We start from the raw sequence: 25,152 nt of genomic DNA, 5'->3' as shown, positions 1-25,152 counted from the left end.
CCGACGAGAGAAACGCGGTAACGGCATGGCATGGATCGTCGCACTGATCGCCGTCGTCGCCGCGGTGGCGGGCTTCACCCGCGCCTACCGGACCGGCCTCTCCGAGCAGATGGCCGTCACCCGCGCCGAACTCGCCGAACGCCAGGCCAAAGCCGCCGAGGCCCGCACCGCCGCCCTCCTCGACGAGATCCGTCAGCTCGCACGCCGGCGCATACCCGCCGCCGCCCTCGCCCTCTCCCACCCCAGCGCCACCGTCCCCGGACTGCGCGAGGCGGCCGAGGTCGACGGCGGCGCCGCCCTCCTGCTCACCGAGGCCGTCCAGGCCGCGCGCACCGCCGTCCTCGAAGAGCGCGGACGCGTCGACGCCGCGGCCCGCGCCGCGATGCGCGGCACCTCCGCCAAGATCCAGTCCCTGCTGAACCAGTCCCAGCAGCTGCTGCACGAGCTCCAGCACGAGTACGACGACCCGCGCATCCTCCAGCTCGACTTCCGCAACGAACTCGCCCTGCGCCGCACCCAGTCCACCGCCGTCCTGTGCGACGCCTGGCCCGGCCTCGCCCGCCAGAACTCCCCCTTGGTCGAGATCGTCCTCGGCGCCCAGTCCCGCGTCGCCGGCTACGAGCGGATCAAGGTCTCCAACCACCTGCGCGACGAACGCCTCGCGCTCGCCGCCCGCGCCGCCGAACCCCTCGCCATCGCCCTGGCCGAACTCCTCGCCAACGCCACCGCGTACTCCCACCCCGACACCGACGTCCAGGTCACCGTCCAGCAGAGCGGCGGCCGGGGCGCGTTCCTCGTCGTGGACGACGCCGGCATCGGCATGGACGAGGACGCCCTCGAACGAGCCCGCGCCCTGCTCGCCGGCCCGGCCGAGGTCCTGCTCACCGAACTGGGCGACCCACCGCAGACCGGCTTCGCGGTCGTCGGCCGGCTCGTCGTGCAGTACGGCTTCGAATGCCACATCGAGGCGTCCCCGTTCGGCGGCATGCGGACGATCCTGCGCGTCCCGGCCCACCTGCTCACCGTGCTGGACGAGGACCGGAACCTCTCCGCCCTCGCCCCCGCCCCCGTAGCGGGCGCCGCCCCGGCCCAGCCCGCCCCGACCGGAACGGACACCCCCGCACCGGCCGCCGCCGAGCCCGCCGGACTGCCCAGCCGGCGGCGGCGGGCACCGCGCCGCACACCCGCCGCGGCCACCGCCGCCCGGGCCGCCGAACCGGCCGCGGACCGGATGCCCCGTACACCGGAGGCGGCAGGGGCTTCCTGGGCGGCCCTCCAGCAGGGCACCCTCAACGGCAGGAGCGTCACCGGGCAGCCGCCCGCACCGGACACCGGCGCCCCCGACCACCAGGACGACCAAGGAGACGACGAGAAGTGAGCGCCCCCAGCCCCACCTCAGGCGACCTCGCATGGGTGCTGACCCCGCTGCTTGAGCTGCCCGGAGTCCAGCACGCCGTGGTCGCCACCGGCGACGGCCTGGTCGAAGGCGCGTCCCCCGGCCTCGACCGGGCCTCCGGCGAACGGGTCGCCGCGATGACCGCCACCCTGCACGCCGCCGCCCGCGCCTTCACGACCGCCTTCACCGACGCCGAGGCCCCGCAACTGGCCCAGACCGTCGTGGAATCGGACCTGGGCTTCGCCATCGTCGTACCGGCGGGCCGCAACACCACCCTCGCCCTGTTCGCCGAACCCGGCGCCAAACTCGGTGACATCGCCTACCAGATGCAGGTCCAGGTCACCGCGCTCACCCGGGCGATGCACGCACCCGCCCGCCAACCGGACACCGCCGCCCGGCCATGACCCCCGGCCCAGCACGCCGCCTGATCCCCGCCTACCTGGTCACCGGCGGCCGGTCCCGCCCCGCCGGCCCCGCCCTCGACCGGCTCGCCGTCCTCGTACGCACCGACGCGCCCGTGCCCGACGACGCCGGTACCCAGGCCCGCAGACTCTGCGACCTGCTGGAACCGGGTGCCCTCACCGTCGTCGAGTGCGCGGCCCACCTGGACCTGCCGGTCAGCGCCACCGTCTTCCTGGCCACGGACCTCGCGGCCACCGGACTACTGCTCACCCGACCGCCGATACCCAGTGCCGGGCAGATCGACAGGTCGCTTGTCGAGAGGCTGCTCGATGGACTCCGCTCCCTCCCCTGACCGGACCGGCGTCGGCTACCTGCCGGCCGCCGCCCGGACCCTGATGAAACTCGTCGTCACGGGCCCCTTCGGCGTGGGCAAGACCACCCTGATCCGCACCCTCTCGGAGATCGCCACCCTCCACACCGAAGAGGCGATGACCCAGTCCAGCACCCGCGTCGACTCCACCGCCGGACTCCCCGACAAGACCACCACCACGGTCGCCATCGACTTCGGCCGCCTCACCGTCCCCGACGACCTCGTGCTCTACATGTTCGGCACGCCCGGCCAGGAGCGGTTCCTGCCCCTGTGGGAGGACATCGCCCGCGGCGCCCTCGGCGCACTCGTCCTCGTGGACACCCGGCGGCTCGCCGACTCCTTCGCCGTGATGGACATGGTCGAGGAGCAGGGACTGCCGTACGCCGTCGCGGTGAATCGTTTCCCCGACGCCCCCGCCCACAGCGACGACGTCCTGCGCAAACACCTCGACCTGGACGACACCACCCCGCTCATCCAGTGCGACGCGCGCGAACGCCGCGGCAGCATCGACGCCCTGATCGCACTCGCCGAACACGTGCTGACCCGCATGCCGCAGCCCGAGGACGCCTCATGACCACGTACGCACCGCCGCCGCAGCCCCTCGCGCTGTTCGGCCCGGCCTTCGCGGCCGACCCGCAGGGCCACTACCGCGCCCTGCGCGAGCACGGCCCGCTCGCCCCGGTGCGCATCGCCCCCGACGTCGAGGCGCTGCTCGTCACGGACTACCAGGCGGCCATCGACCTGCTCCGCGACACCCACACCTTCAGCAAGGACCCCCGCGCCTGGCAGGCGACCATCCCCCCGGACTCACCCGTGCTGCCGGTGCTCGGCCACCGCCCCACCGCCCTGTTCAGCGACGGCGCGGTGCACGCCCGCTATCGCGAGGCCATCAACGACAGCCTCGCGCTCATCGAACCGCACATCCTGCGCGCCGAGGTCGCCCGCGTCGCCCGCCAGCTCATCGGCCGGTTCGCCGCCGCCGGCAGCGGCGACCTCATCGCCCAGTACGCCCGACGGCTCCCCATGCACATCTTCGTCACCTGGTTCGGCGCCGACCCCGAGGACGGCGAACGCATCGTGGACGGCGTCGCCGGGATGATGAACTCGGCCGCCGACGCCGCCGCCGCGTACGCCGACCTGGTCGACGTCGTCACCCGCCTCGTCGCCGACCGCCGCGCCCGGCCGCGCCGCGACCTGACCTCGTACTTCCTGGCCCACCCGGCGGGGCTCGACAACGACGAGACGGTCCGCCAGATCACCCTCGTGATGAGCGCCGGCAACGACCCGATGACCAACCTCATCGGCAACGCCACGCTCCACATGCTCACCGACGAACGCTACGCGGGCTCCCTGCACGGCGGCGCGATGACCGCCCACGAGGCCATCAACGAGGTGCTGTGGCGCGACCCGCCGCTCGCCAACCTGGCGGCCCACTACCCGCGCCACGACACCGAGTTCCACGGCGTACGGCTGCGCGCCGGACAGCTCGTCCTGGTCTCCTACGCCGCCGCCAACTCCCAGTCCCCGCCGCCCGTCTCCGACGACGGCCTCCGGTCCGGGGCCAGCGCCCACCTCGCCTGGTCGGCCGGCCCCCACCGCTGCCCCGCCAAGCAGCCCGCCCTGCTCATCGCCATGACCGCCATCGAACAGCTCACCAGCCTCCTGTGCGACGCGGAACTCGCCGTGGCGCCCGGCGAACTGCTGTGGCGGCCCGGCCCGTTCCACCGCGCGCTGGCGCACCTCCCCATCCGCTTCACCCCGCTGGACACCACCGCCGCCCCGAGCGGCGCCATCACGGTCACGGACCCCTCGGACGTGATTCCGGCGGCGGCAATCGATTCCTAGGGCGTGTTTCGACAGGAGCGCCGTCCGCCCGCAGGGCGGGCCAGGCGTCGCCGGGCAGGCGGTACTGTCGAAACACGCCCTAGCCGTGTCGCTCGTAGGCCGAACGGGTGAGGGAGGGGACAATCGCCCGATGAACAGTGAGCGCAGCCGGCACAACGCCGACCGATGTGCGGACGGGGTGGTCCGGTGAGTAGGTACGACAGGTACGACGTCACGGACGAGCAGTGGGAAGGGCTGGCCCAGGTCGTACCGCTGCGCAGCCGCAACGAGTGGCCCTCCCGGGTGGACCACCGCACCGTCCAGGACGAGCCGGAGCCCGCCGAGCAGCGGCGCATGGTCGTGCTGCGGGTCCAGGTGTTCGCGGACGCCCGCGAGGTCGCGGAATACCTGGTCGCCCAGGTGCCCGTGCTGCTCGACCTGACCAGCGCGGAGAGCGATGTGGCCAAGCGCATCCTGGACTTCGCCAGCGGTGTCGTCTTCGGGCTCGGCAGCGGCATGCACCGGGTGGACCGCAACGTCTTCCTGCTGTCGCCCGCCGGCATGGAGGTCGAGGGCGTCACGGCGGCCGGGGTGCCCGGGGCGTAGGACGAGCAGGTGACCGAACTCGACGTACACACCCTCCAGCGGCGGCTGGCCGCATTCGCGGACGCGCGCGACTGGGGGCAGTACCACACCCCGAAGAACCTCGCCTCGGCGCTGAGCGTGGAAGCCGCCGAACTGGTCGAGATCTTCCAGTGGCTGACGCCCGAGCAGTCGGCGCGGGTCATGGAGGACCCGGCGACGGCGCCCCGCGTGGCCGACGAGGTCGCGGACGTGCTCGCGTACCTCCTCCAGTTCTGCGAGGTGCTCGGCATCGATGCCCTGTCGGCACTCGCGACCAAGATCGAACGGAACGAGTCGCGCTTTCCGGTCCCAGAATCAACGAGCGGCCAAGATCGTCACTCTTCGGAGTGATCGACTTGTGCACACTCGATTGAGTGTCCACAGATTTCCGAAATCCTCTGGCGTTCCGGTGCGGTCGCCCTCACTGTGGGTAATGAACGTGGTGAGCGGGTTTTCCGCGTCGATGAGCGGGTTTTCGTGTCGAACGGGGGCAGTCGATGGAAGCGGAACGGCTGGTAGCGGTCATCAGGCAGGCACTGGCGCAGAGCCGGGGCACGCCGGACATCATCGCCGAGGCGTGGCAGGCGCAGGCCCTGGCCCAGGCGGTCGGCAGCCGGCTGGCGGCCGGCGGCCCCAAGGAGCTGAGGGCCGAGGCGGGCGCCCTCAGCGAGATCGGGGGCCGGAGCAGCGGCGCGCTCGACCACCCCGCGGCCCGCGCCGGGGTGGCCCGCGCGGCGCGGCTGACCGAGGTCGCCGATCCCCGCGCGGCCCTGACGGGCCTGGCCGCGCTGCTCGGGGAAGTCGGTATAGCCCTGGTCGGGGTGGCGTGCGAGACCGATGAGCAGGGCCTGTACTGGCAGTGCATGGAGGCGATCGACGCCGCCGACGAGTCCACGGACCGGGTCCACTCCATGCTCCGTCTCCTCGACGAACGGGAGCGCGAGCGGCGCGAGGACCTGGAGCGCGGCCGGGAGTGCGACGGCCCGCACGGGGTGCTGCACGACCCGGTGGGCCCGGTGACCGGCATCCAGTGAGCGGCCCGCCCCCCCGGTACGCCCACCGGGGCCGCGACTTCATGCGGACGGTGCCCCGGAGCAGGGCCTACGGCGCCCGCGGGTGCAGGATGGAGGCATGGATCTTCGCATTTTCACCGAGCCCCAGCAGGGGGCGAGCTACGACACCCTGCTCACCGTCGCCAAGGCCACCGAGGACCTCGGCTTCGACGCCTTCTACCGGTCCGACCACTATCTGCGCATGGGGCAGGGCGACGGCCTGCCCGGCCCCACCGACGCCTGGATCACACTGGCCGGGCTGGCCCGTGAGACCAAGCGCATCCGCCTGGGCACGCTGATGACCGCGGGCACCTTCCGGCTCCCCGGTGTCCTCGCCATCCAGGTGGCGCAGGTCGACCAGATGTCGGGCGGCCGGGTCGAACTGGGCCTGGGCGCGGGCTGGTTCGAGGAGGAGCACACGGCGTACGGCATCCCCTTCCCGAAGGAGAAGTTCGGCCGCCTGGAGGAACAGCTGGCGATCGTCACCGGGCTGTGGGCGACCGAGGTCGGCAAGACGTTCAGCTATGACGGCACGTACTACCAGCTGAAGGACTCGCCGGCGCTGCCCAAGCCGGCGCAGGCCAAGGTGCCCGTGCTCATCGGCGGGCACGGCGCGAAGCGCACCCCGCGCCTCGCCGCCCAGTACGCGGACGAGTTCAACATCCCGTTCGCCTCGCTGGAGGACAGCGAGAAGCAGTTCGGCCGGGTCCGGGAGGCGGCCGAGGCGGCGGGCCGCAAGCCGGACGACCTGGTGTACTCCAACGCGCTGGTCGTCTGCGTCGGCCGGGACGACGCGGAGGTGGCCCGCCGGGCCGCCGCCATCGGCCGCGACGTGGTGGAGCTGAAGGCGAACGGCCTCGCGGGGTCGCCCGCCGAGGTGGTCGACAAGATCGGCCGGTACGCGGCGATCGGGGCGTCGCGGGTCTACCTCCAGGTGCTCGACCTGGACGACCTGGACCACCTGGAGCTGATCTCCTCCCAGGTCCAGTCCCAGCTGGGCTGAGAGCGGGGCCGCGATGACACCGGGGCCCGGGCGCCCGCTGGCCGCCGCGCTGGCCGAGGGCACGCTCGTCCTCGACGGCGGGCTCTCCAACCAGTTGGAGGCGCAGGGCTGCGATCTGTCCGACGCGCTGTGGTCCGCCCGGCTGCTCGCCGACGGACCCGGGCAGATCGAGGCCGCCCACACCGCGTACGTGCGGGCGGGGGCCCAGGTGCTCATCACGGCCAGTTACCAGGCGAGCTACGAAGGGTTCGAGCGGCGCGGAATCGGGCGGGACGAGGCGGCCGGGCTCTTCGCCCGCAGCGTGGAGCTGGCACGTCGGGCGGCCGGCACGGTCGAGCGGGACGTCTGGGTGGCGGCCTCGGTCGGCCCGTACGGGGCGGTCACGGCGGACGGGGCGGAGTACCGGGGCCGCTACGGGCTCAGCGTCCGGGAGCTGGAGCGCTTCCACCGCCCCAGGATCGAGGCGCTGGCCGCCGCCGGGCCGGACGCGCTGGCCCTGGAGACGGTGCCGGACCTGGACGAGGCGCGGGCACTGCTGCGGGTGGCGGGGGAGTACGGGCTGCCCGTGTGGCTGTCCTACACCGTGGCCGGGGGCCGGACCCGGGCCGGGCAGCCCCTGGACGAGGCGTTCGCCCTGGCCCGGGCGCACGACGAGGTGATCGCGGTCGGGGTCAACTGCTGCGCCCCGGCCGATGCGGAGGCCGCCGCGAGGGCGGCGGTCCGGGCGACCGGGAAGCCGGCCGTGGTCTACCCGAACAGCGGCGAGCACTGGGACGCGGGGGCCGGTGCCTGGACCGGGGCGGCCACGTTCACCCCGGACCGGGCGGCGTCCTGGGAGCGGGCCGGCGCCCGGCTGATCGGCGGCTGCTGCCGGGTGGGCCCGGAGGCGATCGCGGAGCTGGCGGCCGCGCGGCGGGGCGCGTCCGGGGACCCCACGGGGGGAGCCGGGGCGGGGTGACACCGCGTGGGCCCGCGCGGAGGTGCCGGTCGGCGTCGGGGGGCGTGGTCCGTGGGATTACCGCAGATGGATGCCGGACCAGGCGGCGACCTCGCACTGCCCGTCCGCGTTGTTCCCCGTGCTGACGACCGTGCCGTCGGTGCGCAGGCCGAGCGTGTGCGTCGAGCCCGCCGCCACGGCGACGATGTCGCGCCAGCCGCCGACCTCGCACTGCCCGTGCCCGTTGTCGCCCGCGGCGATGACCCGTCCGGACGCCGTGGCCCCGATGGTGTGGTAACTGCCCGCGTCCAGCGCCACCACGTCCTCCCACGCATCGACCGCGCATGCCCCGGCCGCCCGGTCGCCGGTGGCCACGGCGCGCCCGTCAGCCCGGAGGCCGACCGTGTGGAGGTACCCGGCCGAGACGTCGGCCAGGCCGCGCCACTCCGCCACGGCGCACTGCCCGCGCCGGTTGTTCCCCGTAGCCACCGCGGAACCGTCCGCCCGGACGCCGACCGAGTGCCAGTCACCGCACGAGAGGGCGACCACCTCGCGCCAGGGCCCCGCCTCGCACTGCCCTTCCGCACCTCGTCCGGTCGCCAGTACGCGGCCGTCGGCGAGCAGCCCGAGCGTGCGGCGCCAGCCCGCGGCCACGGCCGTGACGCTTCGCCAGCCGGAGACGTCGCACTGCCCGTCGCCGTTCCACCCCGTCGCCAGCACCGTGCCGTCCGAACGGAGGCCCACCGTATGGGACCTGCCCGCGTTCCTCGCGGTGTGGACGTTGCCCGCCGCGACCGAGACCACACCGTCCCACCGGCCGACACGGCACTCGGCGGTCGTGAGCGCGCTGCCCGCCGCGCACACGGTGCCGTCCCGGCGCAGACCGACCGAGTGACGCCGCGCGGCGGCCAGCACCGACGGGCGGATGAGCATGGCGCCTCCTGGAAGCTCGGTGGGAGCACGTGTGGCGGGACACGGAAATTGCCTGGTGGGAGGTGAGCGGTCGGATCATACTCACACGTGTGTTCCTGACGATCAGTACAACCGGCTCCCCGGAACGTCCCGCCACCGACCTCGGCTTCCTGCTGCACAAGCATCCCGAGCGGGCGCAGGCGTTCTCCACCTCCCACGGCACCGCGCACGTCTTCTATCCCGAGGCGTCCGCGGAGCGGTGCACGGCGGCCCTGCTGCTGGAGGTCGATCCCATCGCCCTGGTGCGCAAGGGGAAGGGCAAGGGCCGGGGCGGGGCGCCCGACTCGGCGCTCGCGCAGTACGTCAACGACCGTCCCTACGCGGCATCCTCGCTGCTGTCCGTCGCGATGAGCACCGTCTTCAAGTCCGCGCTGAGCGGTGCCTGCAAGGCGATGCCCGAGCGGGCGGCGGCCCCCATGGAGCTGCGGATCGAAGTGCCCGCCCTGCCGGCCCGTGGTGGTGCCGAGCTGGTGCGCAAGCTCTTCGGTCCGCTCGGATGGACGCGGGTGGAGGCGGAGGCCGTACCGCTGGACGAGACGTTCCCGGGCTGGGGCGACTCGCGCTACGTACGGCTGGTGCTCGAAGGCGAGCTGCGGCTCGCCGAAGCACTGCGCCAGCTGTACGTGCTGCTGCCGGTGCTGGACGACGCCAAGCACTACTGGGTCGCGCCGGACGAGGTCGACAAGCTGCTGCGGGCGGGCGAGGGCTGGCTGGCCGAGCACCCCGAGCACAAGCTCATCACCAGCCGGTACCTGGCGCGGCGCTGGGGGCTGACCCGGCAGGCGATGGAACGGCTGGAACTGGTGCGGCTCGCGGAGGCGGACGACCTCGACGTCGAGAGCGTCGACAACGCCGTGGACGAGGGCTCCGACACCGAGGAGCGGCCGGTGCCGCTGGCCGTGCGGCGCCGGGACGCCATCCTGGCCGCGCTCACCGCCGCCGGAGCGGGCCGGGTGCTCGACCTGGGCTGCGGACAGGGGCAGTTGGTGCAGGCGCTGCTGAAGGACCCGCGCTTCACGGAGATCGTCGGCCTCGACGTGTCCATGCGCGCCCTGACGATCGCCTCGCGCCGGCTCAAGCTGGACCGGATGGGGGAGCGGCAGGCGTCCCGCGTGACGCTGCGCCAGGGCTCGCTCACCTACACGGACAAGCGGCTCAAGGGGTACGACGCCGCGGTGCTCAGCGAGGTCATCGAGCACCTCGACCCGGAGCGGCTGCCCGCCCTCGAATTCGCCGTGTTCGGCTCCGCGCGCCCCCGCACGGTGCTCGTGACCACGCCGAACGTCGAGTACAACGTCCGCTGGGAGACCCTTCCGGCCGGGCACACCCGACACGGCGACCACCGCTTCGAGTGGACCCGGGCCGAATTCCGGGCCTGGGCCGAGGCGGTGGCCGGCCGGCACGGGTACCGCGTGGAGTTCGTGCCCGTCGGCCCGGACGACCCCGAGGTCGGCCCGCCCACGCAGATGGCCACGTTCTCCCTCAGCACCGACACCGCCGGCACGGCCCCCACCGGCACAGGCACGACCACCCCCACCACCGACGAGACCGAGAAGGAGGCGAAAGCCGCATGACCAGTACCAACGAGACCGGGCGCGCCCCGCACCGCACCCTCCCCGTCACCGACCTCTCCCTCGTCGTGCTCGTCGGGGCCAGCGGGTCCGGCAAGTCGACCTTCGCGCGGCGGCACTTCAAGCCGACCGAGGTCATCTCCTCGGACTTCTGCCGGGGCCTCGTCGCCGACGACGAGAACGACCAGAGCGCCAGCAAGGACGCCTTCGACGTCCTGCACTACATCGCGGGCAAGCGCCTCGCCGCCGGCCGGCTGACCGTCGTGGACGCCACGAACGTGCAGCCGGAGGCCCGGCGCCAGCTCGTACGCGTGGCCCGGGAGTACGACGTGCTCCCCATCGCCATCGTGCTCGACCTGCCCGAAGAGGTCTGCCTCGCCCGCAACGCGACCCGCCCGGACCGCGCCGACCTGCCCCGCCACGTCATCCAGCGCCACCGCCGCGAGCTGCGCCGCTCGCTGCGCGGCCTGGAGCGCGAGGGCTTCCGCAAGGTGCACATCCTGCGCTCCGAGGAGGAGGCCGAGCAGGCCGAAGTGGTCCTGGAGCGCCGCTACAACGACCTGCGCCACCTCACCGGACCGTTCGACATCATCGGCGACATCCACGGCTGCCGCTCCGAGCTGGACACCCTCCTCGGCAAGCTGGGGTACGTGGACGGCGCCCACCCCGAGGGCCGCACCGCGGTCTTCGTCGGCGACCTCGTGGACCGCGGCCCCGACAGCCCCGGCGTGCTGCGCCGCGTGATGTCGATGGTGGCCGACGGGAACGCCCTGTGCGTCCCCGGCAACCACGAGAACAAGCTCGGGCGCTACCTCAAGGGCCGCAAGGTGCAGCTGTCCCACGGCCTCGCGGAGACCGTCGAGCAGCTGGAACGCGAGGACGCGAAGGACCCGGAGTTCCGCAAGCGGGTCGGCGCGTTCATCGACGGGCTGGTCAGCCACTACGTGCTGGACGGCGGCCGGCTCGTCGTCTGCCACGCCGGACTGCCCGAGAAGTACCACGGCCGCACCTCGGGCCGGGTCCGCTCGCACGCGCTGTACGGGGAGACCACCGGCGAGACCGACGAGTTCGGGCTGCCCGTGCGCTACCCGTGGGCCGAGGACTACCGGGGCGGCGCCGCCGTGGTCTACGGCCACACCCCGGTGCCCAACACCTCGTGGATCAACAACACCATCTGCCTGGACACCGGTGCCGTCTTCGGCGGGAAGATGACCGCGCTGCGCTGGCCGGAGCGCGAGCTCGTCGACGTACCGGCGGAGCGGGTCTGGTACGAGCCGGTGAAGCCGCTGGCGACGGAGGCGCCCGGGGGCCGGGAAGGCCGGCCGCTGGACCTGGACGACGTACAGGGCCGGCGGATCGTGGAGACCCGGCACATGGGCCGCCTCGCCGTCCGCGAGGAGAACGCGGCCGCCGCCCTGGAGGTCATGAGCCGGTTCGCGGTCGACCCCCGGCTGCTGCCGTACCTGCCGCCGACCATGGCGCCCACCGCCACCTCGCGCGAGGACGGCTATCTGGAGCACCCGGCCGAGGCGTTCGGCGAGTACCGGGCGGCCGGCGTGGCGAAGGTGGTGTGCGAGGAGAAGCACATGGGCTCCCGCGCCGTGGCCCTGGTCTGCAAGGACGCCGCCGCGGCCCGGGAGCGATTCGGGACCGCGGACACCGGCGACGGCGGGCCCACGGGCGCGCTGTACACCCGCACCGGCCGCCCCTTCCTGGACGACGCCGCGCTCACCGAGACGGTGCTCGGGCGGCTGCGCGCGGCCGTGACCGCGGCCGGGCTGTGGGACGAGTGGGGCACCGACTGGGTGCTGCTCGACGCCGAGCTGATGCCCTGGTCCCTGAAGGCACGCGGCCTGCTCCGCTCCCAGTACGCGGCCGTGGGCGCCGCCTCCGGCGCGGTGTTCCCCGCCGCCACCGGGGCCCTCGCGGCAGCCGCGGCGCGCGGTGTCGACGTGGGCGCGCTCGCGGACCGGCAGCGGGACCGGGCCGAGGACGCGGCGGCGTTCACGCAGGCGTACCGCCGCTACTGCTGGGGCACCGACGGGCTGGACGGCGTGCGCCTGGCGCCGTTCCAGATCCTCGCCGTGCGGGGCCGCTCCCTCGCCTCCGTACCGCACGACGAGCAGCTGGCCTGGCTGGACCGGCTGGTGGAGCACGACCCCACCGGGCTGCTCCAGGTCACCCGGCGGCTCGTGGTGGACACCGCCGACGAGGCGTCCGTCCGCGCGGGCACCGACTGGTGGCTGGAGATGACCGGCCGGGGCGGCGAGGGCATGGTCGTCAAGCCGCTCGGCGCGCTCGTCCGGGACGGCAAGGGCCGCCTGGTGCAGCCCGGCATCAAGGTGCGCGGCCGGGAGTACCTGCGGATCATCTACGGCCCCGAGTACACCCGCCCGGACAACCTCGACCGGCTGCGCGGCCGCTTCCTCGGCCACAAGCGTTCGCTGGCCCTGCGCGAGTACGCCCTCGGCCTGGAGGCCCTGGACCGGCTCGCGGACGGGGAGCCGCTGTGGCGGGTCCACGAAGCGGTGTTCGCCGTCCTGGCGCTGGAGTCGGAGCCGGTGGACCCCCGGCTCTGAGACGCGCCGGGCCGGGCCGGCGGAACAGGCTGGCGATTCGCCGGGTGAACGGCGCGCCGCGCGGTGAGGATGTGGGCATGGGATTCCATGTCGACTCCGAGGCCGGGCGGCTGCGCCGCGTCATCCTGCACCGCCCCGATCTGGAACTGAAACGGCTCACGCCGAGCAACAAGGACGCGCTGCTCTTCGACGACGTGCTCTGGGTGCGCCGGGCCCGCCAGGAGCACGACGGTTTCGCGGACGTCCTGCGCGACCGGGGCGTCGAGGTGCACCTCTTCGGCGACCTGCTGCGCGAGTCGCTGGAGATCCCGGTCGCCCGGCGCCTCGTGCTGGACCGGGTCTTCGCCGAGAAGGAGTACGGACCGCTCGCCACCGAGCACCTGCGGGCCGCCTTCGAGGAGTTGACCGCGGCCGAGCTGTGCGAGGCGCTGGTCGGCGGGATGACCAAGCGGGAATTCCTGGAACGGCACGAGGAGCCGGTCTCGGTGCGCTTCCACGTCATGGACCTGGACGACTTCCTGCTCGGGCCGCTGCCCAACCACCTGTTCACCCGGGACACCTCGGCGTGGATCTACGACGGGGTCTCGATCAACGCCATGCGCTGGCCGGCCCGGCAGCGCGAGACGGTCCACTTCGAGGCGATCTACCGACACCACCCGTTATTCACCGGGCCGGAGGCGGGCGCCTTCCACCACTGGTCCGAGGGGCAGGACGACTACCCCTCCACCATCGAGGGCGGTGACGTCCTCGTCATCGGCAACGGCGCCGTGCTCATCGGGATGAGCGAGCGCACCACCCCGCAGGCCGTGGAGATGCTGGCCCGGGGGCTCTTCGACGCGGGCTCGGCCCGGACCATCGTGGCGCTGGACATGCCCAAGAGCCGGGCCTTCATGCACCTGGACACCGTGATGACGATGGTCGACGGGGACACCTTCACCAAGTACGCGGGCCTCGGCATGCTCCGCTCGTACACCATCGAGCCCGGCGACGGGCCGCGCGACCTCAAGGTCACCGACCATCCGCCCGAGCAGATGCACACCGCCATCGCCCAGGCGCTCGGCCTCGGCTCGATCCGGGTGCTCACCGCGACGCAGGACGTGCACGCGGCCGAGCGGGAGCAGTGGGACGACGGCTGCAACGTGCTGGCGGTCGAGCCCGGGGTCGTCGTCGCGTACGAGCGCAACGCCACCACCAACACGCATCTGCGCCGGCAGGGCATCGAGGTCATCGAGATCCGGGGCAGCGAGCTGGGCCGGGGCCGGGGCGGTCCGCGCTGCATGAGCTGTCCGGTCGTGCGGGACGCGGTCTGACGGGCGGCCGGGTCCGTACCGCAAGACGGCGCTGTATAGCGATGCATTGCGTCGTATACAGTTCCAGCGTTACGGTATGCGTCCCCCCGCCCGACCCAGGAGCAGTCACCATGGCCATAGATCTCGCAGGCCGCCACTTCCTCAAGGAGCTGGACTTCACGGCCGCGGAGTTCCGCGGTCTGATCGAGCTGGCCGCCGAGCTCAAGGCCGCCAAGAAGTCGGGCACGGAGACGCGGTCGCTGAGCGGCCGGAACATCGCGCTGATCTTCGAGAAGACGTCGACCCGCACCCGGTGCGCGTTCGAGGTCGCCGCCGCCGACCAGGGTGCCTCGACCACGTACCTCGACCCCTCCGGCTCCCAGATGGGGCACAAGGAGTCGGTCAAGGACACCGCGCGCGTCCTCGGCCGGATGTTCGACGGGATCGAGTACCGGGGCGACAGCCAGGCGGCCGTCGAGGAGCTGGCGGCGTACGCCGGGGTGCCCGTCTTCAACGGGCTGACCGACGACTGGCACCCGACCCAGATGCTCGCCGACGTGCTGACGATGACCGAGCACAGCGAGAAGCCGCTGGAGGAGATCGCCTTCGCCTACCTCGGCGACGCCCGCTTCAACATGGGCAACTCCTACCTCGTCACCGGCGCCCTGCTCGGCATGGACGTGCGCATCGTCGCGCCCAGGGCGTACTGGCCGGCCGAGACGGTCGTCGCCGAGGCCCGCGCGCTCGCCGAGAAGTCCGGCGCCCGGGTCACGCTCACCGAGGACGTGGCCGAGGGGGTGCGCGGCGCGGACTTCGTCGCCACCGACGTCTGGGTCTCGATGGGGGAGCCCAAGGAGGTCTGGGACGCCCGCATCGCCGCCCTCGTGCCGTACGCCGTCACGATGGACGTCCTGCGGGCGACCGGGAACGCCGGGGTGAAGTTCATGCACTGCCTGCCCGCGTACCACGACCTCGGCACCGGGGTGGGGCGCGAGATCCACGAGCGGCACGGGCTGAGCGAGCTGGAGGTCAGCGACGAGGTCTTCGAGTCCGAGCACTCCGTCGTCTTCGACGAGGCGGAGAACCGCATGCACACGATCAAGGCCGTGCTCGTGGCGACGATGGCCGGCTGACGGCCGGCGACCCCGCATGTTCATGCATCCAATTGGGTGAATATGCGGGCAGGTGTCTATGATGGTGCCGATTGGTGGGGTTCGAGCTCGCACGCTCGAACCCCCTTTTCGTGCGCGCGACGGCCCCCACCGCCCGAACGCGCCTCCCCCCACGCGTACCACCGGAAATGAGACACCGTCGTGAGCCCCCTGCGCCTCCCCGGCCCCCCGCACCGCGTCAAGGACCCGCACCGGCTGATCGCCGAGTCGGGCGCCGACCTGGAGGGGCACGGCCTCAAGCGCACCATGGGCCTGTTCCAGCTGGTGTGCTTCGGGGTCGGCGCGGTCGTCGGGACCGGCATCTTCGTGGGCCTGTCCGACAGCGTGGCGGAGGCCGGGCCCGCCGTCGTGGTCTCGTTCGTCCTCGCGGCCGTCACCTGCGTCTTCACGGCGTTCTCCTTCGCCGAGCTGGGCAGCGCCATTCCCGTCTCCGGCAGCTCGTACTCCTTCGCCTACGCCACGCTTGGCGAACGCCTCGCCTTCCTCGTCGGCTGGTGCCTGCTCCTGGAGTACGGCGTGTCGGTCTCCGCCGTCGCGGTCGGCTGGAGCCAGTACGTCAACGAACTCCTCGACAGCCTCTTCGGCCACCAGCTGCCCGCCGCGCTCTCCGCCGGACCGGCGGACGGCGGCGTGATCAACCTGCCCGCCGTGATCGTGGTCATGATGGCCGCGACGCTGCTGGTGCGCGGCGTACGGGAGAGCGCCGGGGCCACCGCCGCGATGGCCGTGCTCAAGCTGGTCGTCCTGGCCCTGTTCTGCGTCATCGCGTTCACCGCGTTCGAGCGCGGCAACCTCGCCCCGTTCGCCGCCCATGGCGCGGGCGGCATCACGGCGGGCGCGTCGCTGGCGTTCTTCTCGTACATCGGCTTCGACGCGATCACCACGGCGGGGGAGGAGGTCAGGAACCCCCGGCGCAACATCCCGCTCGCCATCATGATCTGCATCGGCCTGGTCACGCTGCTCTACTGCGCGGTCGCCCTCGCCGCGATCGGCGCGCTCGGCCCGGAGGCCGTCTCCGACAAGCCCGCCGCGCTCTCGCTGATCGTCGACCAGGTCACGGGCTCCTCCGTGGGCGGCGGTGTCATCGCCTTCGGCGCGGTCGTCGCCATCGCCTCGGTGGTCCTCGCGGTGATGTACGGGCAGACCCGCATCTTGATGTCGATGTCCCGGGACGGCCTGGTGCCGAGGGTGTTCGAGCGAGTTTCGCCGCGCACCGCGACGCCGGTCGCCAACACCTGGATCGTCGCCGTCGTCTTCGCGGTCCCGGCGGCCTTCTCCTCCCTCGACATGGTGGTGAACCTGACCACCATCGGCACGCTCGCCACCATGGTCGCCGTCAACGCCGCCGTCCTCGTGCTGCGCCGCCGCAACCCCGAGGTGCGCGGCTCCTTCCGGGTCCCGCTCTACCCGCTGAGCCCGCTCATCGGGATCGGCTTCTGCGTCTATCTGATGTACGGCACCGGCTGGACGACCTGGGTGCAGTTCGCCGTGTTCCTCGCGGCCGGCGCGCTCGTCTACGCGTTCTACGGGCACCGCCGCTCGCGGCTGGCCTCCCCGGCCGCATAGCGGCTACGCGGGCGGCAGCCGGAACCAGACCGCCTTGCCGCGCTCGGTCGGGCGGTGACCGCAGGACGAGCTGAGCGTGCGGATCAGCAGCAGCCCCCGGCCGTGCTCCTGCCACGGGTCCGGTACGTCGCCGGGCTCGGGGCGGGACAGGTCGCCGGGCGGGGCGGGGTCGCCGTCGTGCACCTCCACCTGGCAGCCGGCCGGCAGCAGCTCCACCACCAGCTCTATGGGGTCGTCGCCCGGGGTGTGCTCCACCGCGTTGGCGACCAGCTCGGCGGTCAGCAGTTCGGCGGTGTCGCTGTCGGCGGGGGCGTCGATGTCCGTCAGCACCGAGCGGATCAGCGCGCGGGCGATCGGCACGGCGGCCGTGGAGTGCGGCAGGGAGATGCGCCAGGAGGGGGGTGGCGGTCCGTCGGGGGGCACGAGGGTTTCCGTTCGGGTGAGCGCGGGGGTCCTGGGCTCAGACGGTTCCGCGCTCAAGACGTGTCGGGTCCAACCTTACGAAGCGGGGCGACGGCGACAAGGGCCTGCGGTCCGGCACAGAGGGGACGTTCGTCACTGGACCCCGTACGCGCCGATGTATCGCGTAGTCGTGACGGCAGTCACGTAACGGTGATAAATTCGGGGTCAGGCAGCAGCGACGGCCGAAGGGGACACCCCGCCATGAGCCCGTTCACCGGCTCCGCACCGCGTACGCAGCACTGGCGCCACCTGCGGGTCACCGCCGAGGACGGCGTCGCCACCGTCACCCTCGCCCGGCCCGAGAAGCTCAACGCCCTGACCTTCGGCGCCTACGCCGACCTTCGCGACCTGCTGGCCGAGCTGGCCCGGGAGCGTTCCGTGCGGGCCCTGGTGCTGGCCGGCGAGGGGCGCGGCTTCTGCTCCGGCGGCGACGTGGACGAGATCATCGGCGCCACCCTTTCGATGGACACCGCCCAGCTCCTGGACTTCAACCGGATGACCGGCCAGGTCGTCCGCGCGGTCCGCGAGTGCCCCTTCCCCGTCGTCGCCTCGGTGCACGGGGTGGCCGCCGGGGCCGGCGCCGTCCTCGCCCTCGCCGCCGACTTCCGCGTCGCCGACCCCACCGCCCGGTTCGCCTTCCTCTTCACCCGGGTCGGGCTCTCCGGCGGCGACATGGGCGCGGCCTATCTGCTGCCCCGGGTCGTCGGCCTCGGTCACGCCACCCGGCTCCTGATGCTCGGCGAACCGGTCCGCGCCCCCGAGGCCGAGCGGATCGGCCTGATCAGCGAGCTCACCGACGAGGGCGACGCCGACCGGGCCGCCGCCGCACTGGCCCGCCGCCTCGCGGACGGGCCCGCGCTCGCCCTCGCCCAGACCAAGGCGCTGCTCACCGCCGAGCTGGACATGCCGCTGGCCGCCGCCGTCGAGATGGACGCCGCGACCCAGGCCCTCCTGATGCACGGCGAGGACTACGCCGAGTTCCACGCCGCGTTCAGCGAGAAGCGGCCCCCCGCCTGGCGGGGCAAATGACCGCCGCCGGCCCGCACCGGATCGCGGTCATCGGCGGCGGGCCCGGCGGACTGTACGCGGCGGCGCTGCTCAAGCGCCTCGGCCCGGACCGCGAGATCACCCTCTGGGAGCGCAACGCCCCCGACGACACCTTCGGCTTCGGCGTCGTCCTCTCCGACGAGACCCTCGGCGGCATCGAACACGCCGACCCGGTCGTGCACCGCGCCCTCCAGCGCGAGTTCGTCCGCTGGGACGACATCGACATCGTGCACCGGGGCCACACCCAGACCTCCGGCGGCCACGGCTTCGCCGCCCTCGGCCGCCGCCGGCTCCTGGAGATCCTGCACGAGCGCTGCGCCGGGCTCGGCGTCGGCCTCCGCTTCCGTACCCAGGCCCCGCCCGCCGCCGAACTCGCCGCCACGCACGACCTGGTCATCGCCGCCGACGGGGTGCGCAGCGCCACCCGCGACGCCCACGCGGACAGCTTCCGGCCCCGGATCACCGGACACCGCTGCCGTTACATCTGGCTCGCCGCCGACTTCGCCCTGGACGCCTTCCGCTTCGAGATCGCCGAGACCGGGTACGGCGTGATGCAGCTCCACGCCTACCCCTTCGCGCGGGACGCCTCCACGGTCATCGTCGAGATGCGGGAAGAGGTCTGGCGCGCGGCCGGCTTCGACGCACCCGACCCGGCGGAATCCATCCGCCGGTGCGCCGAGATCTTCGCGGACGCCCTCGGCCACCGGCCGCTGCGGTCCAACAACTCCGCCTGGCTCACCTTCCGTACCGTCGTCAACGCGCGCTGGTCGCACGGGAACACCGTCCTCATCGGGGACGCCGCCCACACCGCGCACTTCTCCATCGGCTCCGGCACCAAGCTCGCCGTGGAGGACGCCCTCGCGCTCGCCGCCTGCGTCGAGGAGCAGCCCTCGCTGCCCGCCGCGCTCGCCGCGTACGAGAGCGAGCGGCGGCCCGTCGTGGAGTCGACGCAGCGCGCGGCGGCGGCCAGCCTCCGCTGGTTCGAGGAGCTGGGTACGTACGTGGACCAGCCGCCCCGGCAGTTCGCGTTCAACCTCCTCACCCGCAGCCGCCGCGTCACCCACGACAACCTCCGGCTGCGCGATCCCGCGTTCACGGCCGGAGTGGAGGAGGAGGCCGGCTGTCCGCCGGGCACCCCGCCGATGTTCACCCCCCTGCGGCTGCGCGGCCTGGAACTGCGCAACCGCGTGGTCGTCTCGCCGATGGACATGTACTCGGCCACCGACGGCGTCCCCGGCGACTTCCACCTCGTCCACCTCGGCGCCAGGGCGCTCGGCGGCGCCGGACTCGTCATGACCGAGATGGTCTGCGTCAGCCCCGAGGGCCGCATCACCCCCGGCTGCACCGGCCTCTACACCGACGAACAGGCGGCGGCCTGGACCCGGGTCACCGACTTCGTGCACACCGCGTCCCCGGGCACCGCCATCGGCCTCCAGCTCGGCCACTCCGGCCGAAAGGGCTCCACCAAGCTCATGTGGGAGGGCATCGACCAGCCCCTGGACCACGGCAACTGGCCGGTGACCGCCGCCTCGCCGCTGCCGTACGCGCCCGGGGTCAACCAGGTCCCGCACGCCCTGGACCGGGCCGGCCTGGACGAGGTCCGGGAGCAGTTCGCCGCCGCCGCCCGGCGCGCCGAAGCCTGCGGGTTCGACCTCCTCGAACTGCACTGCGCGCACGGCTATCTGCTCTCCGGCTTCCTCTCGCCGCTCACCAACCACCGCACCGACGCCTACGGCGGACCGCTGGCCCAACGCCTCCGCTTCCCCCTCGAAGTCTTCGACGCGGTCCGCGAGCGGTGGCCCGACGACCGGCCGATGACCGTCCGGATCTCCGCCACCGACTGGGCGGAGGGCGGCACCACCGCCGAGGACGCGGTGGAGATCGCCCGGGCATTCGTGGCGCACGGGGCCGACGCCATCGACGTCTCCACCGGCCAGGTCGTCCCCGGCGAGCGGCCCGAGTACGGGCGGTCCTACCAGACCCCGTACGCCGACCGCATCCGCAACACCCTGTGCGTGCCGGTGATCGCGGTCGGCGCGATCTCCTCCTGGGACGACGTCAACTCCCTGCTCCTGGCCGGCCGCGCCGACCTCTGCGCGCTGGCCCGCCCCCACCTCTACGATCCGCACTGGACGCTCCACGCGGCGGCCGAGCAGGGTTACACCGGCCCGGGCGCCCCCTGGCCCCTCCCGTACCGCGCGGGCAGCCGCACCCCGCCCACCGGCCGCACCGACGCCCCGAAGCCGCGCCTCACCCTGGGATGACCCGCAGGCACTCGTGGCACAGGCACGGGTCCGGGTGCGGGGCCGCGTGGTGGGTGTTCCGGCCCAGGCGCGCGGTCCGCTCCAGCCGCTCCGCCCACTCCACCGCCTCCTCGCGCGTCCACACGTGCCACTCCGCGCAGCGCCGCAGCACGGCGGGGGAGTACACCAACCGGGCCCGGAACGTGTGCAGATGGCGGGTGCCGGTGTCGATGGTGATCCAGTGACCGGTGTGCCGGCCGTGGCCGACCGCCGTCAGCTGCTCGTTGCCCATCCCCGGGTAGGTGTCCACCACGTAGACCTTCGCGCCCGGCCGGAACGCCTTGGTGCCGGAGCGGAACTCCTGGCCCAGCTCCCCGTACCGCCGCCACCGCACCACGTTGGCCGCGACCAGCCAGCGCGGCTCGGGGGCCTCAGCCACGGCCCGGCTGCGCGCCGGCCACCAGCCGTTGCGCGAAGTTTGCCCCCGCGTCCCGCAGCCGGTCGTGCAGCGCCCGGAACACCTCGGCCGATCTGGCACCCGGCCACCCCTCGGGCAGCAGCTCCCGGGGCAGTCCCGGGTCGGCGTAGGGCACCCGGCGCCAGGAGTCCAGCGCCGTCAGGTAGTCCCGGTAGGCCGCCTCCGGGTCGGCCGCCGCGTCGCCGCGCGCCTCCCAGGCCCTGAGCACCGGTTCGTGGCGCTCCAGGAAGCCGTGGTGGAGCCGGGCCACCGCCGCCAGGTCCCACCAGCGGGCCACGGCCTCCCGGGTCGCGCTGAAGCCCAGGTGGTCGCCCCGGAACAGGTCGACGTACGGGGCGAGTCCCAGCCGTTCCAGGGTGTGCCGGGTCTCGTCGTAGAGCCCCGCCGGGGCGATCCAGACACCGGGGGCCGCCGTGCCGAACCCGAGCCGGGACAGCCGTGAGCGCAGCAGGTGCCGCTTGTGGCGCTCCGCCTCGGGCACCGAGAACACCGCCAGCACCCAGCCGTCCGCCAGCGGTGGGTCCGGGTGGCGGTAGATGCGCCGGTCGCCGTCGTCCAGGAGCTGGCGGGCGTCCGCCGACAGCGCGTATCCGGCCGCCCCGTCCGCCGTGCGCCCGGCGACCAGCAGCCCGCGCCGCTTCAGCCGGGAGACGGACGAGCGTACGGCGGGGGCGTCCACACCGACGGCACCGAGCAGCCGGACCAGCCCGGCCACCGGCATCGGCCCGTCGCCGGGGGTGCGGCCGTACGCCCCGTACAGGGTGACGATCAGCGAACGGGGGGTGTGCGGTTCGACCATGTGATCATTCTCGGCCAAGCGCGGGCCCCGCCGCACCGGGTCCGCCCGCCCGGAGCCTGAACCGTTGCAGTTTCCCCGTGGCGGTGCGGGGAAGAGCCGGCAGGAACGTGATGCTGCGGGGGCACTTGTGCGGGGCCAGCTCCGCCCGCATGAACGTCCGCAGCTCGTCCGCGGTCGGCTCCGCGCCCTCCCGCGGCACCACGTAGGCCGCCACGATCCGGCCGCGCAGCTCGTCCGCCTGCCCCACCACCGCCGCCTCCGCCACGTCCGGATGGCGCAGCAGGGCCTCCTCGACCTCGGGGCCCGCGATGTTGTACCCGGAGGAGATGATCATGTCGTCGGCGCGGGCCACGTACCGGAAGTAGCCGTCCGCGTCGCGCACATAGGTGTCGCCGGTGATGTTCCAGCCGTGCCGTACGTAGTCGCGCTGCCGTTCGTCCGCGAGGTAGCGGCAGCCGACCGGGCCGCGCACGGCGAGCAGGCCGGGCTCCCCGTCCGGAACGGGCACGCCGTCGGCGTCCACCACGCGGGCCTGCCAGCCGGGGACCGGGACGCCCGTGGTGCCGGGGCGGATCGCGTCGTCGGCGGCCGAGACGAAGATGTGCAGCAGTTCGGTGGCGCCGATGCCGTTGATGATCCGCAGCCCGGTCCGCTCGTGCCAGGCGTGCCAGGTCGCCTCCGGCAGGTTCTCGCCCGCCGAGACGCAGCGGCGCAGCGCCGACAGGTCGTGCCCGTCGAGCCGGTCCAGCATCACCCGGTACGCGGTCGGCGCGGTGAACAGCACCGAGACACGGTGCTCCGCCAGGGCGGGCAGCAGCTGCTTCGGCCCGGCCTGTTCGAGCAGCAGCGCCGATGCGCCCGCCCGCAGCGGGAACACCACCAGGCCCCCGAGCCCGAAGGTGAATCCGAGCGGCGGGCTGCCCGCGAACACGTCGTCCGGCCGGGGCCGCAGGACGTGCCGCGCGAAGGTGTCGGCGATGGCCAGCACATCGCGGTGCAGATGCATGCAGCCCTTGGGCCGGCCGGTGGTGCCCGAGGTGAACGCGATCAGCGCCACGTCGTCGGACGCGGTGTCCACCGCCCGGTACGGGCCCGGCCGGGCGGCGGCCAGTCGCAGCAGGTCGTCCGGCGCCTCACCCCCGTACGCCGTGATGCGCAGCCCGGGCACCTCCGCCTGCGCCAGGTCCTCGACCGACCGCGCGTCGCACAGGGCGTGGCTCACCCGGGCGATCGAGCAGATGGTGGCCAGCTCGGACGCCCGCTGCTGCGCCAGTACGGTGACGGCGATCGCGCCCGCCTTCAGGACCGCCAGCCAGCAGGCGGCCAGACGGGGCGTGGTGGGGCCGCGCAGCAGGACCCGGTTGCCGGGGACGATCCCGAGGTCCGAGGTGAGGACATGGGCGATCCGGTCGACCAGGTCGCGCAGCTCCCCGTAACTCAGCACCCCGCCGTCCGGTGTGCGGAAGGCGGGGCGGGCGGGGCCGAGGCGGTCGGCCGTGCGGTCCAGGAGTTCGGCGGCGCAGTTGAGCCGGTCCGGGTAGTGCAGCTCGGGCAGCTCGAAGAGCAGGTCCGGCCACTGCTCCACGGGGGGCAGGTGCTCCCTGGCGAAGCCGTCGATGTGCGCTGAGGTCTTCGGGTCCGTGGTGTTCGCGTCCATGAAGGATCGCCCCCTTGTCGCCCTTGGAGCGTATCGTTTGGGTGACGGTAGTCAACGGTCCGCGATAAAGATGCTCAGGTGCCATCGATTTGAAAATTTTTGATCAGATTCGACCAGAGAGGCGCCGGTATGACGGCATTCTCGCTCGATCCGGCACAGTCCGCCTGGTGCGAGGAGCTGCGCACCCTGGCCCGTGACCGGCTCGCCCCGCTCGCCGCCGAGGGCGACCAGGGGCACGTCAACCGCCCGCTGCTCGCCGCCCTCGGCGGACTGGGCCTCCTCGACCGGCTGTTCGGCTCGGGCGCCCTGGACCTCTGCCTGCTGCGCGAATCGCTCGCCCGGGGCTGCACCGAGGCTGAGACCGCCCTGGCGCTCCAGGGCCTCGGCGCCTTCCCCGTGCTCCGCTCGGGCACCCCCGCCCAGCGCGAGCGATGGCTCCCCGGGGTCCGCGCGGGCCGCTGCGTCGCCGCCTTCGCGCTCAGCGAGCCCGGCGCCGGCTCCGACGCGGGAGCCCTCGCGCTCGACGCGGCCCCGGACTCCGGCGGCTGGCGGCTGACCGGCGAGAAGTGCTGGATCTCCAACGCGCCGGAGGCCGACTTCTACACGGTCTTCGCCCGCACCACCCCGGGCGCCCGCTCCCGTGGCGTCACCGCGTTCCTGGTCCCCGCCGACCGCCCGGGGCTGACCGGCACCGCCCTGGACATGCTCTCCCCGCACCCGATCGGGGCCCTGGCCTTCGACGGGGTCCGCGTCACCCCCGACGACCTGCTCGGCGAGCCGGACCGGGGCTTCGCGGTCGCCATGGACACCCTGAACCTCTTCCGCCCCAGCGTCGGCGCCTTCGCCCTCGGGATGGCCCGGGCCGCGCTCGACGCCACCGTGGAGCACACCGCGACCCGGACCGCCTTCGGTGCGCCCCTGTCCGCCCTCCAGGCGGTGTCGCACCAGGTCGCCGAGATGGCCACCCGCACCGAGGCCGCCCGGCTGCTGGTCTACGCGGCCGCCGCCGCCCACGACGCCGGGGAGCCCGGGGTGCCGCGCAGGGCCGCGATGGCGAAGCTGTACGCGACGGAGACCGCGCAGTACGTCGTGGACACCGCCGTCCAGCTGCACGGCGCCCGCGCCCTGCGACGCGGCCACCTGCTCGAACACCTCTACCGGGAGGTCCGCGCCCCGCGCATCTACGAGGGCGCCAGCGAGGTCCAGCGCACGATCATCGCCAAGGAGCTGTACGTGAACCGGGAGCCGACCGCATGAGCCCGATCCACCGCATCAACCCGCACGAACTCTCGCCCGCCTCCGGCTTCTCGCACGCGGTCACCGCGACCGGCGGCCGGCTCGTGTTCCTGGCCGGGCAGACCGCCCTGGACGAGCACGGCGCGGTCGTCGGCGACACCCTGCCCGAGCAGTTCACGACCGCGCTGGGCAACCTGCTCACCGCCCTGCGCGCGGCGGGCGGCTCGCCGGCGGACCTGGCCCGGGTCACGGTGTACGCCACCGACGTCGCCGACTACCGGGCCCACGCCCCGGAACTGGGCCGGATCTGGCGCCGGCTGGCCGGCCGCGACTACCCGGCCATGGCGGTCATCGGGGCGGCCCGGCTCTGGGACGAACAGGCCCTGGTCGAGCTCGACGGGACGGCGGTCCTGCCCTGAACGGCTCACGCCCCCGCCGGTCCCGGAGGCCGGGCCCGGCGGGGGCGTGACGAA

Annotated in this window: 24 protein-coding genes; 19 read left to right on the top strand and 5 right to left on the bottom strand. The window is 73.5% G+C overall.

The features are described from left to right. The first annotated feature begins 25 nt into the window (after positions 1-25). The 10 genes from ACFUJY_RS05485 to mmuM all read left to right on the top strand — a co-directional run bounded on the left by ACFUJY_RS05485 (position 26) and on the right by mmuM (position 7,629). Complete coding sequence (locus ACFUJY_RS05485) at positions 26-1,378, top strand: ATP-binding protein (protein ID WP_383294893.1); 1,353 nt, start codon at positions 26-28, stop codon at positions 1,376-1,378. Next, positions 1,375-1,800, top strand: coding sequence for a roadblock/LC7 domain-containing protein (locus ACFUJY_RS05480; protein WP_073966247.1), 426 nt, complete (start codon positions 1,375-1,377; stop codon positions 1,798-1,800). The genes ACFUJY_RS05485 and ACFUJY_RS05480 overlap by 4 nt, the downstream gene beginning before the upstream one ends. After that, positions 1,797-2,150, top strand: coding sequence for a DUF742 domain-containing protein (locus tag ACFUJY_RS05475; protein ID WP_018105822.1), 354 nt, complete (start codon positions 1,797-1,799; stop codon positions 2,148-2,150). Before ACFUJY_RS05480 ends, ACFUJY_RS05475 begins: the two co-directional genes overlap by 4 nt. Next, positions 2,128-2,742: an ATP/GTP-binding protein gene (locus tag ACFUJY_RS05470; RefSeq protein WP_383294889.1), complete on the top strand. Its 615-nt coding sequence runs from the start codon at positions 2,128-2,130 to the stop codon at positions 2,740-2,742. The genes ACFUJY_RS05475 and ACFUJY_RS05470 overlap by 23 nt, the downstream gene beginning before the upstream one ends. Continuing rightward, entirely contained in the window at positions 2,739-4,013 is a 1,275-nt protein-coding gene (locus tag ACFUJY_RS05465) for a cytochrome P450 (protein ID WP_383294886.1), read from the top strand. The genes ACFUJY_RS05470 and ACFUJY_RS05465 overlap by 4 nt, the downstream gene beginning before the upstream one ends. 186 nt (positions 4,014-4,199) lie before the next feature. After that, positions 4,200-4,598, top strand: a complete 399-nt coding sequence (locus ACFUJY_RS05460; protein WP_383294883.1) for a cell division protein SepF — start codon at positions 4,200-4,202, stop codon at positions 4,596-4,598. A 9-nt stretch (positions 4,599-4,607) separates the two neighbouring features. Further along, the gene (locus ACFUJY_RS05455; protein WP_383294880.1) at positions 4,608-4,967 is read left to right on the top strand and encodes a nucleotide pyrophosphohydrolase; all 360 of its coding nucleotides are present in this window, start codon (positions 4,608-4,610) and stop codon (positions 4,965-4,967) included. Between the two features lie 146 nt (positions 4,968-5,113). Beyond that, complete coding sequence (locus ACFUJY_RS05450) at positions 5,114-5,650, top strand: DUF6099 family protein (protein WP_383294877.1); 537 nt, start codon at positions 5,114-5,116, stop codon at positions 5,648-5,650. 97 nt (positions 5,651-5,747) lie between these two features. Then, positions 5,748-6,671: an LLM class F420-dependent oxidoreductase gene (locus ACFUJY_RS05445; protein ID WP_383294874.1), complete on the top strand. Its 924-nt coding sequence runs from the start codon at positions 5,748-5,750 to the stop codon at positions 6,669-6,671. 13 nt (positions 6,672-6,684) lie between these two features. Beyond that, on the top strand, positions 6,685-7,629 hold the full coding sequence (mmuM, locus tag ACFUJY_RS05440) for a homocysteine S-methyltransferase (RefSeq protein ID WP_383294871.1): 945 nt from the start codon (positions 6,685-6,687) through the stop codon (positions 7,627-7,629). Between the two features lie 57 nt (positions 7,630-7,686). Here the strand turns inward: mmuM and ACFUJY_RS05435 are convergent, their stop codons facing one another. Continuing rightward, on the bottom strand, positions 7,687-8,541 hold the full coding sequence (locus tag ACFUJY_RS05435) for an RCC1 domain-containing protein (RefSeq protein ID WP_383294868.1): 855 nt from the start codon (positions 8,539-8,541) through the stop codon (positions 7,687-7,689). Positions 8,542-8,630: 89 nt separating this feature from the next. Here ACFUJY_RS05435 and ACFUJY_RS05430 point away from each other — a divergent pair, with 89 nt between their 5' ends. The 5 genes from ACFUJY_RS05430 to ACFUJY_RS05410 all read left to right on the top strand — a co-directional run bounded on the left by ACFUJY_RS05430 (position 8,631) and on the right by ACFUJY_RS05410 (position 16,757). Beyond that, a complete protein-coding gene (locus ACFUJY_RS05430; RefSeq protein WP_383294865.1) occupies positions 8,631-10,154 on the top strand; it encodes a 3' terminal RNA ribose 2'-O-methyltransferase Hen1 in 1,524 nt (507 codons plus the stop codon). Then, positions 10,151-12,730, top strand: a complete 2,580-nt coding sequence (locus ACFUJY_RS05425) for a polynucleotide kinase-phosphatase (protein ID WP_383294862.1) — start codon at positions 10,151-10,153, stop codon at positions 12,728-12,730. Before ACFUJY_RS05430 ends, ACFUJY_RS05425 begins: the two co-directional genes overlap by 4 nt. Before the next feature lie 77 nt (positions 12,731-12,807). Further along, positions 12,808-14,040 (top strand): arginine deiminase, encoded by a 1,233-nt coding sequence (locus ACFUJY_RS05420; protein ID WP_383294859.1) that lies wholly within the window; start codon positions 12,808-12,810, stop codon positions 14,038-14,040. Positions 14,041-14,150: 110 nt separating this feature from the next. Then, a complete protein-coding gene (argF, locus tag ACFUJY_RS05415; protein WP_383294856.1) occupies positions 14,151-15,152 on the top strand; it encodes an ornithine carbamoyltransferase in 1,002 nt (333 codons plus the stop codon). 180 nt (positions 15,153-15,332) lie between these two features. Then, on the top strand, positions 15,333-16,757 hold the full coding sequence (locus ACFUJY_RS05410) for an amino acid permease (RefSeq protein ID WP_383294853.1): 1,425 nt from the start codon (positions 15,333-15,335) through the stop codon (positions 16,755-16,757). Between the two features lie 3 nt (positions 16,758-16,760). Here the strand turns inward: ACFUJY_RS05410 and ACFUJY_RS05405 are convergent, their stop codons facing one another. Further along, complete coding sequence (locus tag ACFUJY_RS05405; protein WP_383294850.1) at positions 16,761-17,180, bottom strand: ATP-binding protein; 420 nt, start codon at positions 17,178-17,180, stop codon at positions 16,761-16,763. Between the two features lie 240 nt (positions 17,181-17,420). Here ACFUJY_RS05405 and ACFUJY_RS05400 point away from each other — a divergent pair, with 240 nt between their 5' ends. Then, on the top strand, positions 17,421-18,248 hold the full coding sequence (locus ACFUJY_RS05400; protein WP_383294847.1) for an enoyl-CoA hydratase family protein: 828 nt from the start codon (positions 17,421-17,423) through the stop codon (positions 18,246-18,248). Next, a complete protein-coding gene (locus ACFUJY_RS05395; RefSeq protein WP_383294844.1) occupies positions 18,245-20,530 on the top strand; it encodes a bifunctional salicylyl-CoA 5-hydroxylase/oxidoreductase in 2,286 nt (761 codons plus the stop codon). The genes ACFUJY_RS05400 and ACFUJY_RS05395 overlap by 4 nt, the downstream gene beginning before the upstream one ends. Here the strand turns inward: ACFUJY_RS05395 and ACFUJY_RS05390 are convergent. From ACFUJY_RS05390 to ACFUJY_RS05380, 3 genes are read right to left on the bottom strand one after another with little or no spacing between them, the layout of a single operon-like run. Then, the gene (locus ACFUJY_RS05390; RefSeq protein ID WP_383294841.1) at positions 20,517-20,948 is read right to left on the bottom strand and encodes a hypothetical protein; all 432 of its coding nucleotides are present in this window, start codon (positions 20,946-20,948) and stop codon (positions 20,517-20,519) included. The genes ACFUJY_RS05395 and ACFUJY_RS05390 overlap by 14 nt on opposite strands. Continuing rightward, positions 20,941-21,786, bottom strand: coding sequence for a PaaX family transcriptional regulator C-terminal domain-containing protein (locus ACFUJY_RS05385; protein ID WP_383294838.1), 846 nt, complete (start codon positions 21,784-21,786; stop codon positions 20,941-20,943). Before ACFUJY_RS05385 ends, ACFUJY_RS05390 begins: the two co-directional genes overlap by 8 nt. A 4-nt stretch (positions 21,787-21,790) precedes the next feature. Next, positions 21,791-23,443, bottom strand: coding sequence for an AMP-binding protein (locus ACFUJY_RS05380; RefSeq protein ID WP_383294835.1), 1,653 nt, complete (start codon positions 23,441-23,443; stop codon positions 21,791-21,793). A gap of 129 nt (positions 23,444-23,572) precedes the next feature. Between ACFUJY_RS05380 and ACFUJY_RS05375 the strand changes: the two genes are divergently transcribed. Further along, positions 23,573-24,700, top strand: coding sequence for an acyl-CoA dehydrogenase family protein (locus ACFUJY_RS05375; RefSeq protein ID WP_383294832.1), 1,128 nt, complete (start codon positions 23,573-23,575; stop codon positions 24,698-24,700). Continuing rightward, positions 24,697-25,098: a RidA family protein gene (locus tag ACFUJY_RS05370; protein ID WP_383294829.1), complete on the top strand. Its 402-nt coding sequence runs from the start codon at positions 24,697-24,699 to the stop codon at positions 25,096-25,098. Before ACFUJY_RS05375 ends, ACFUJY_RS05370 begins: the two co-directional genes overlap by 4 nt. The last annotated feature ends 54 nt before the right edge of the window (positions 25,099-25,152 follow it).

This window comes from Streptomyces sp. NPDC057249 (assembly GCF_042669245.1).
Taxonomy (GTDB): domain Bacteria; phylum Actinomycetota; class Actinomycetes; order Streptomycetales; family Streptomycetaceae; genus Streptomyces.
This window is presented reverse-complemented; position numbering and strand designations above follow the sequence as displayed.

Coding starts and splice junctions, on each gene's coding strand:
- ACFUJY_RS05420 (WP_383294859.1), top strand. CDS start 12,808: ATGGGATTCCATGTCGACTCCGAGGCCGGGCGGCTGCGCCGCGTCATC.
- ACFUJY_RS05370 (WP_383294829.1), top strand. CDS start 24,697: ATGAGCCCGATCCACCGCATCAACCCGCACGAACTCTCGCCCGCCTCC.
- ACFUJY_RS05485 (WP_383294893.1), top strand. CDS start 26: ATGGCATGGATCGTCGCACTGATCGCCGTCGTCGCCGCGGTGGCGGGC.
- argF (WP_383294856.1), top strand. CDS start 14,151: ATGGCCATAGATCTCGCAGGCCGCCACTTCCTCAAGGAGCTGGACTTC.
- ACFUJY_RS05375 (WP_383294832.1), top strand. CDS start 23,573: ATGACGGCATTCTCGCTCGATCCGGCACAGTCCGCCTGGTGCGAGGAG.
- ACFUJY_RS05385 (WP_383294838.1), bottom strand. CDS start 21,786: ATGGTCGAACCGCACACCCCCCGTTCGCTGATCGTCACCCTGTACGGG.
- ACFUJY_RS05395 (WP_383294844.1), top strand. CDS start 18,245: ATGACCGCCGCCGGCCCGCACCGGATCGCGGTCATCGGCGGCGGGCCC.
- ACFUJY_RS05465 (WP_383294886.1), top strand. CDS start 2,739: ATGACCACGTACGCACCGCCGCCGCAGCCCCTCGCGCTGTTCGGCCCG.
- ACFUJY_RS05380 (WP_383294835.1), bottom strand. CDS start 23,443: ATGGACGCGAACACCACGGACCCGAAGACCTCAGCGCACATCGACGGC.
- ACFUJY_RS05475 (WP_018105822.1), top strand. CDS start 1,797: ATGACCCCCGGCCCAGCACGCCGCCTGATCCCCGCCTACCTGGTCACC.
- ACFUJY_RS05435 (WP_383294868.1), bottom strand. CDS start 8,541: ATGCTCATCCGCCCGTCGGTGCTGGCCGCCGCGCGGCGTCACTCGGTC.
- ACFUJY_RS05445 (WP_383294874.1), top strand. CDS start 5,748: ATGGATCTTCGCATTTTCACCGAGCCCCAGCAGGGGGCGAGCTACGAC.
- ACFUJY_RS05400 (WP_383294847.1), top strand. CDS start 17,421: ATGAGCCCGTTCACCGGCTCCGCACCGCGTACGCAGCACTGGCGCCAC.
- ACFUJY_RS05450 (WP_383294877.1), top strand. CDS start 5,114: ATGGAAGCGGAACGGCTGGTAGCGGTCATCAGGCAGGCACTGGCGCAG.
- ACFUJY_RS05425 (WP_383294862.1), top strand. CDS start 10,151: ATGACCAGTACCAACGAGACCGGGCGCGCCCCGCACCGCACCCTCCCC.
- ACFUJY_RS05470 (WP_383294889.1), top strand. CDS start 2,128: ATGGACTCCGCTCCCTCCCCTGACCGGACCGGCGTCGGCTACCTGCCG.
- mmuM (WP_383294871.1), top strand. CDS start 6,685: ATGACACCGGGGCCCGGGCGCCCGCTGGCCGCCGCGCTGGCCGAGGGC.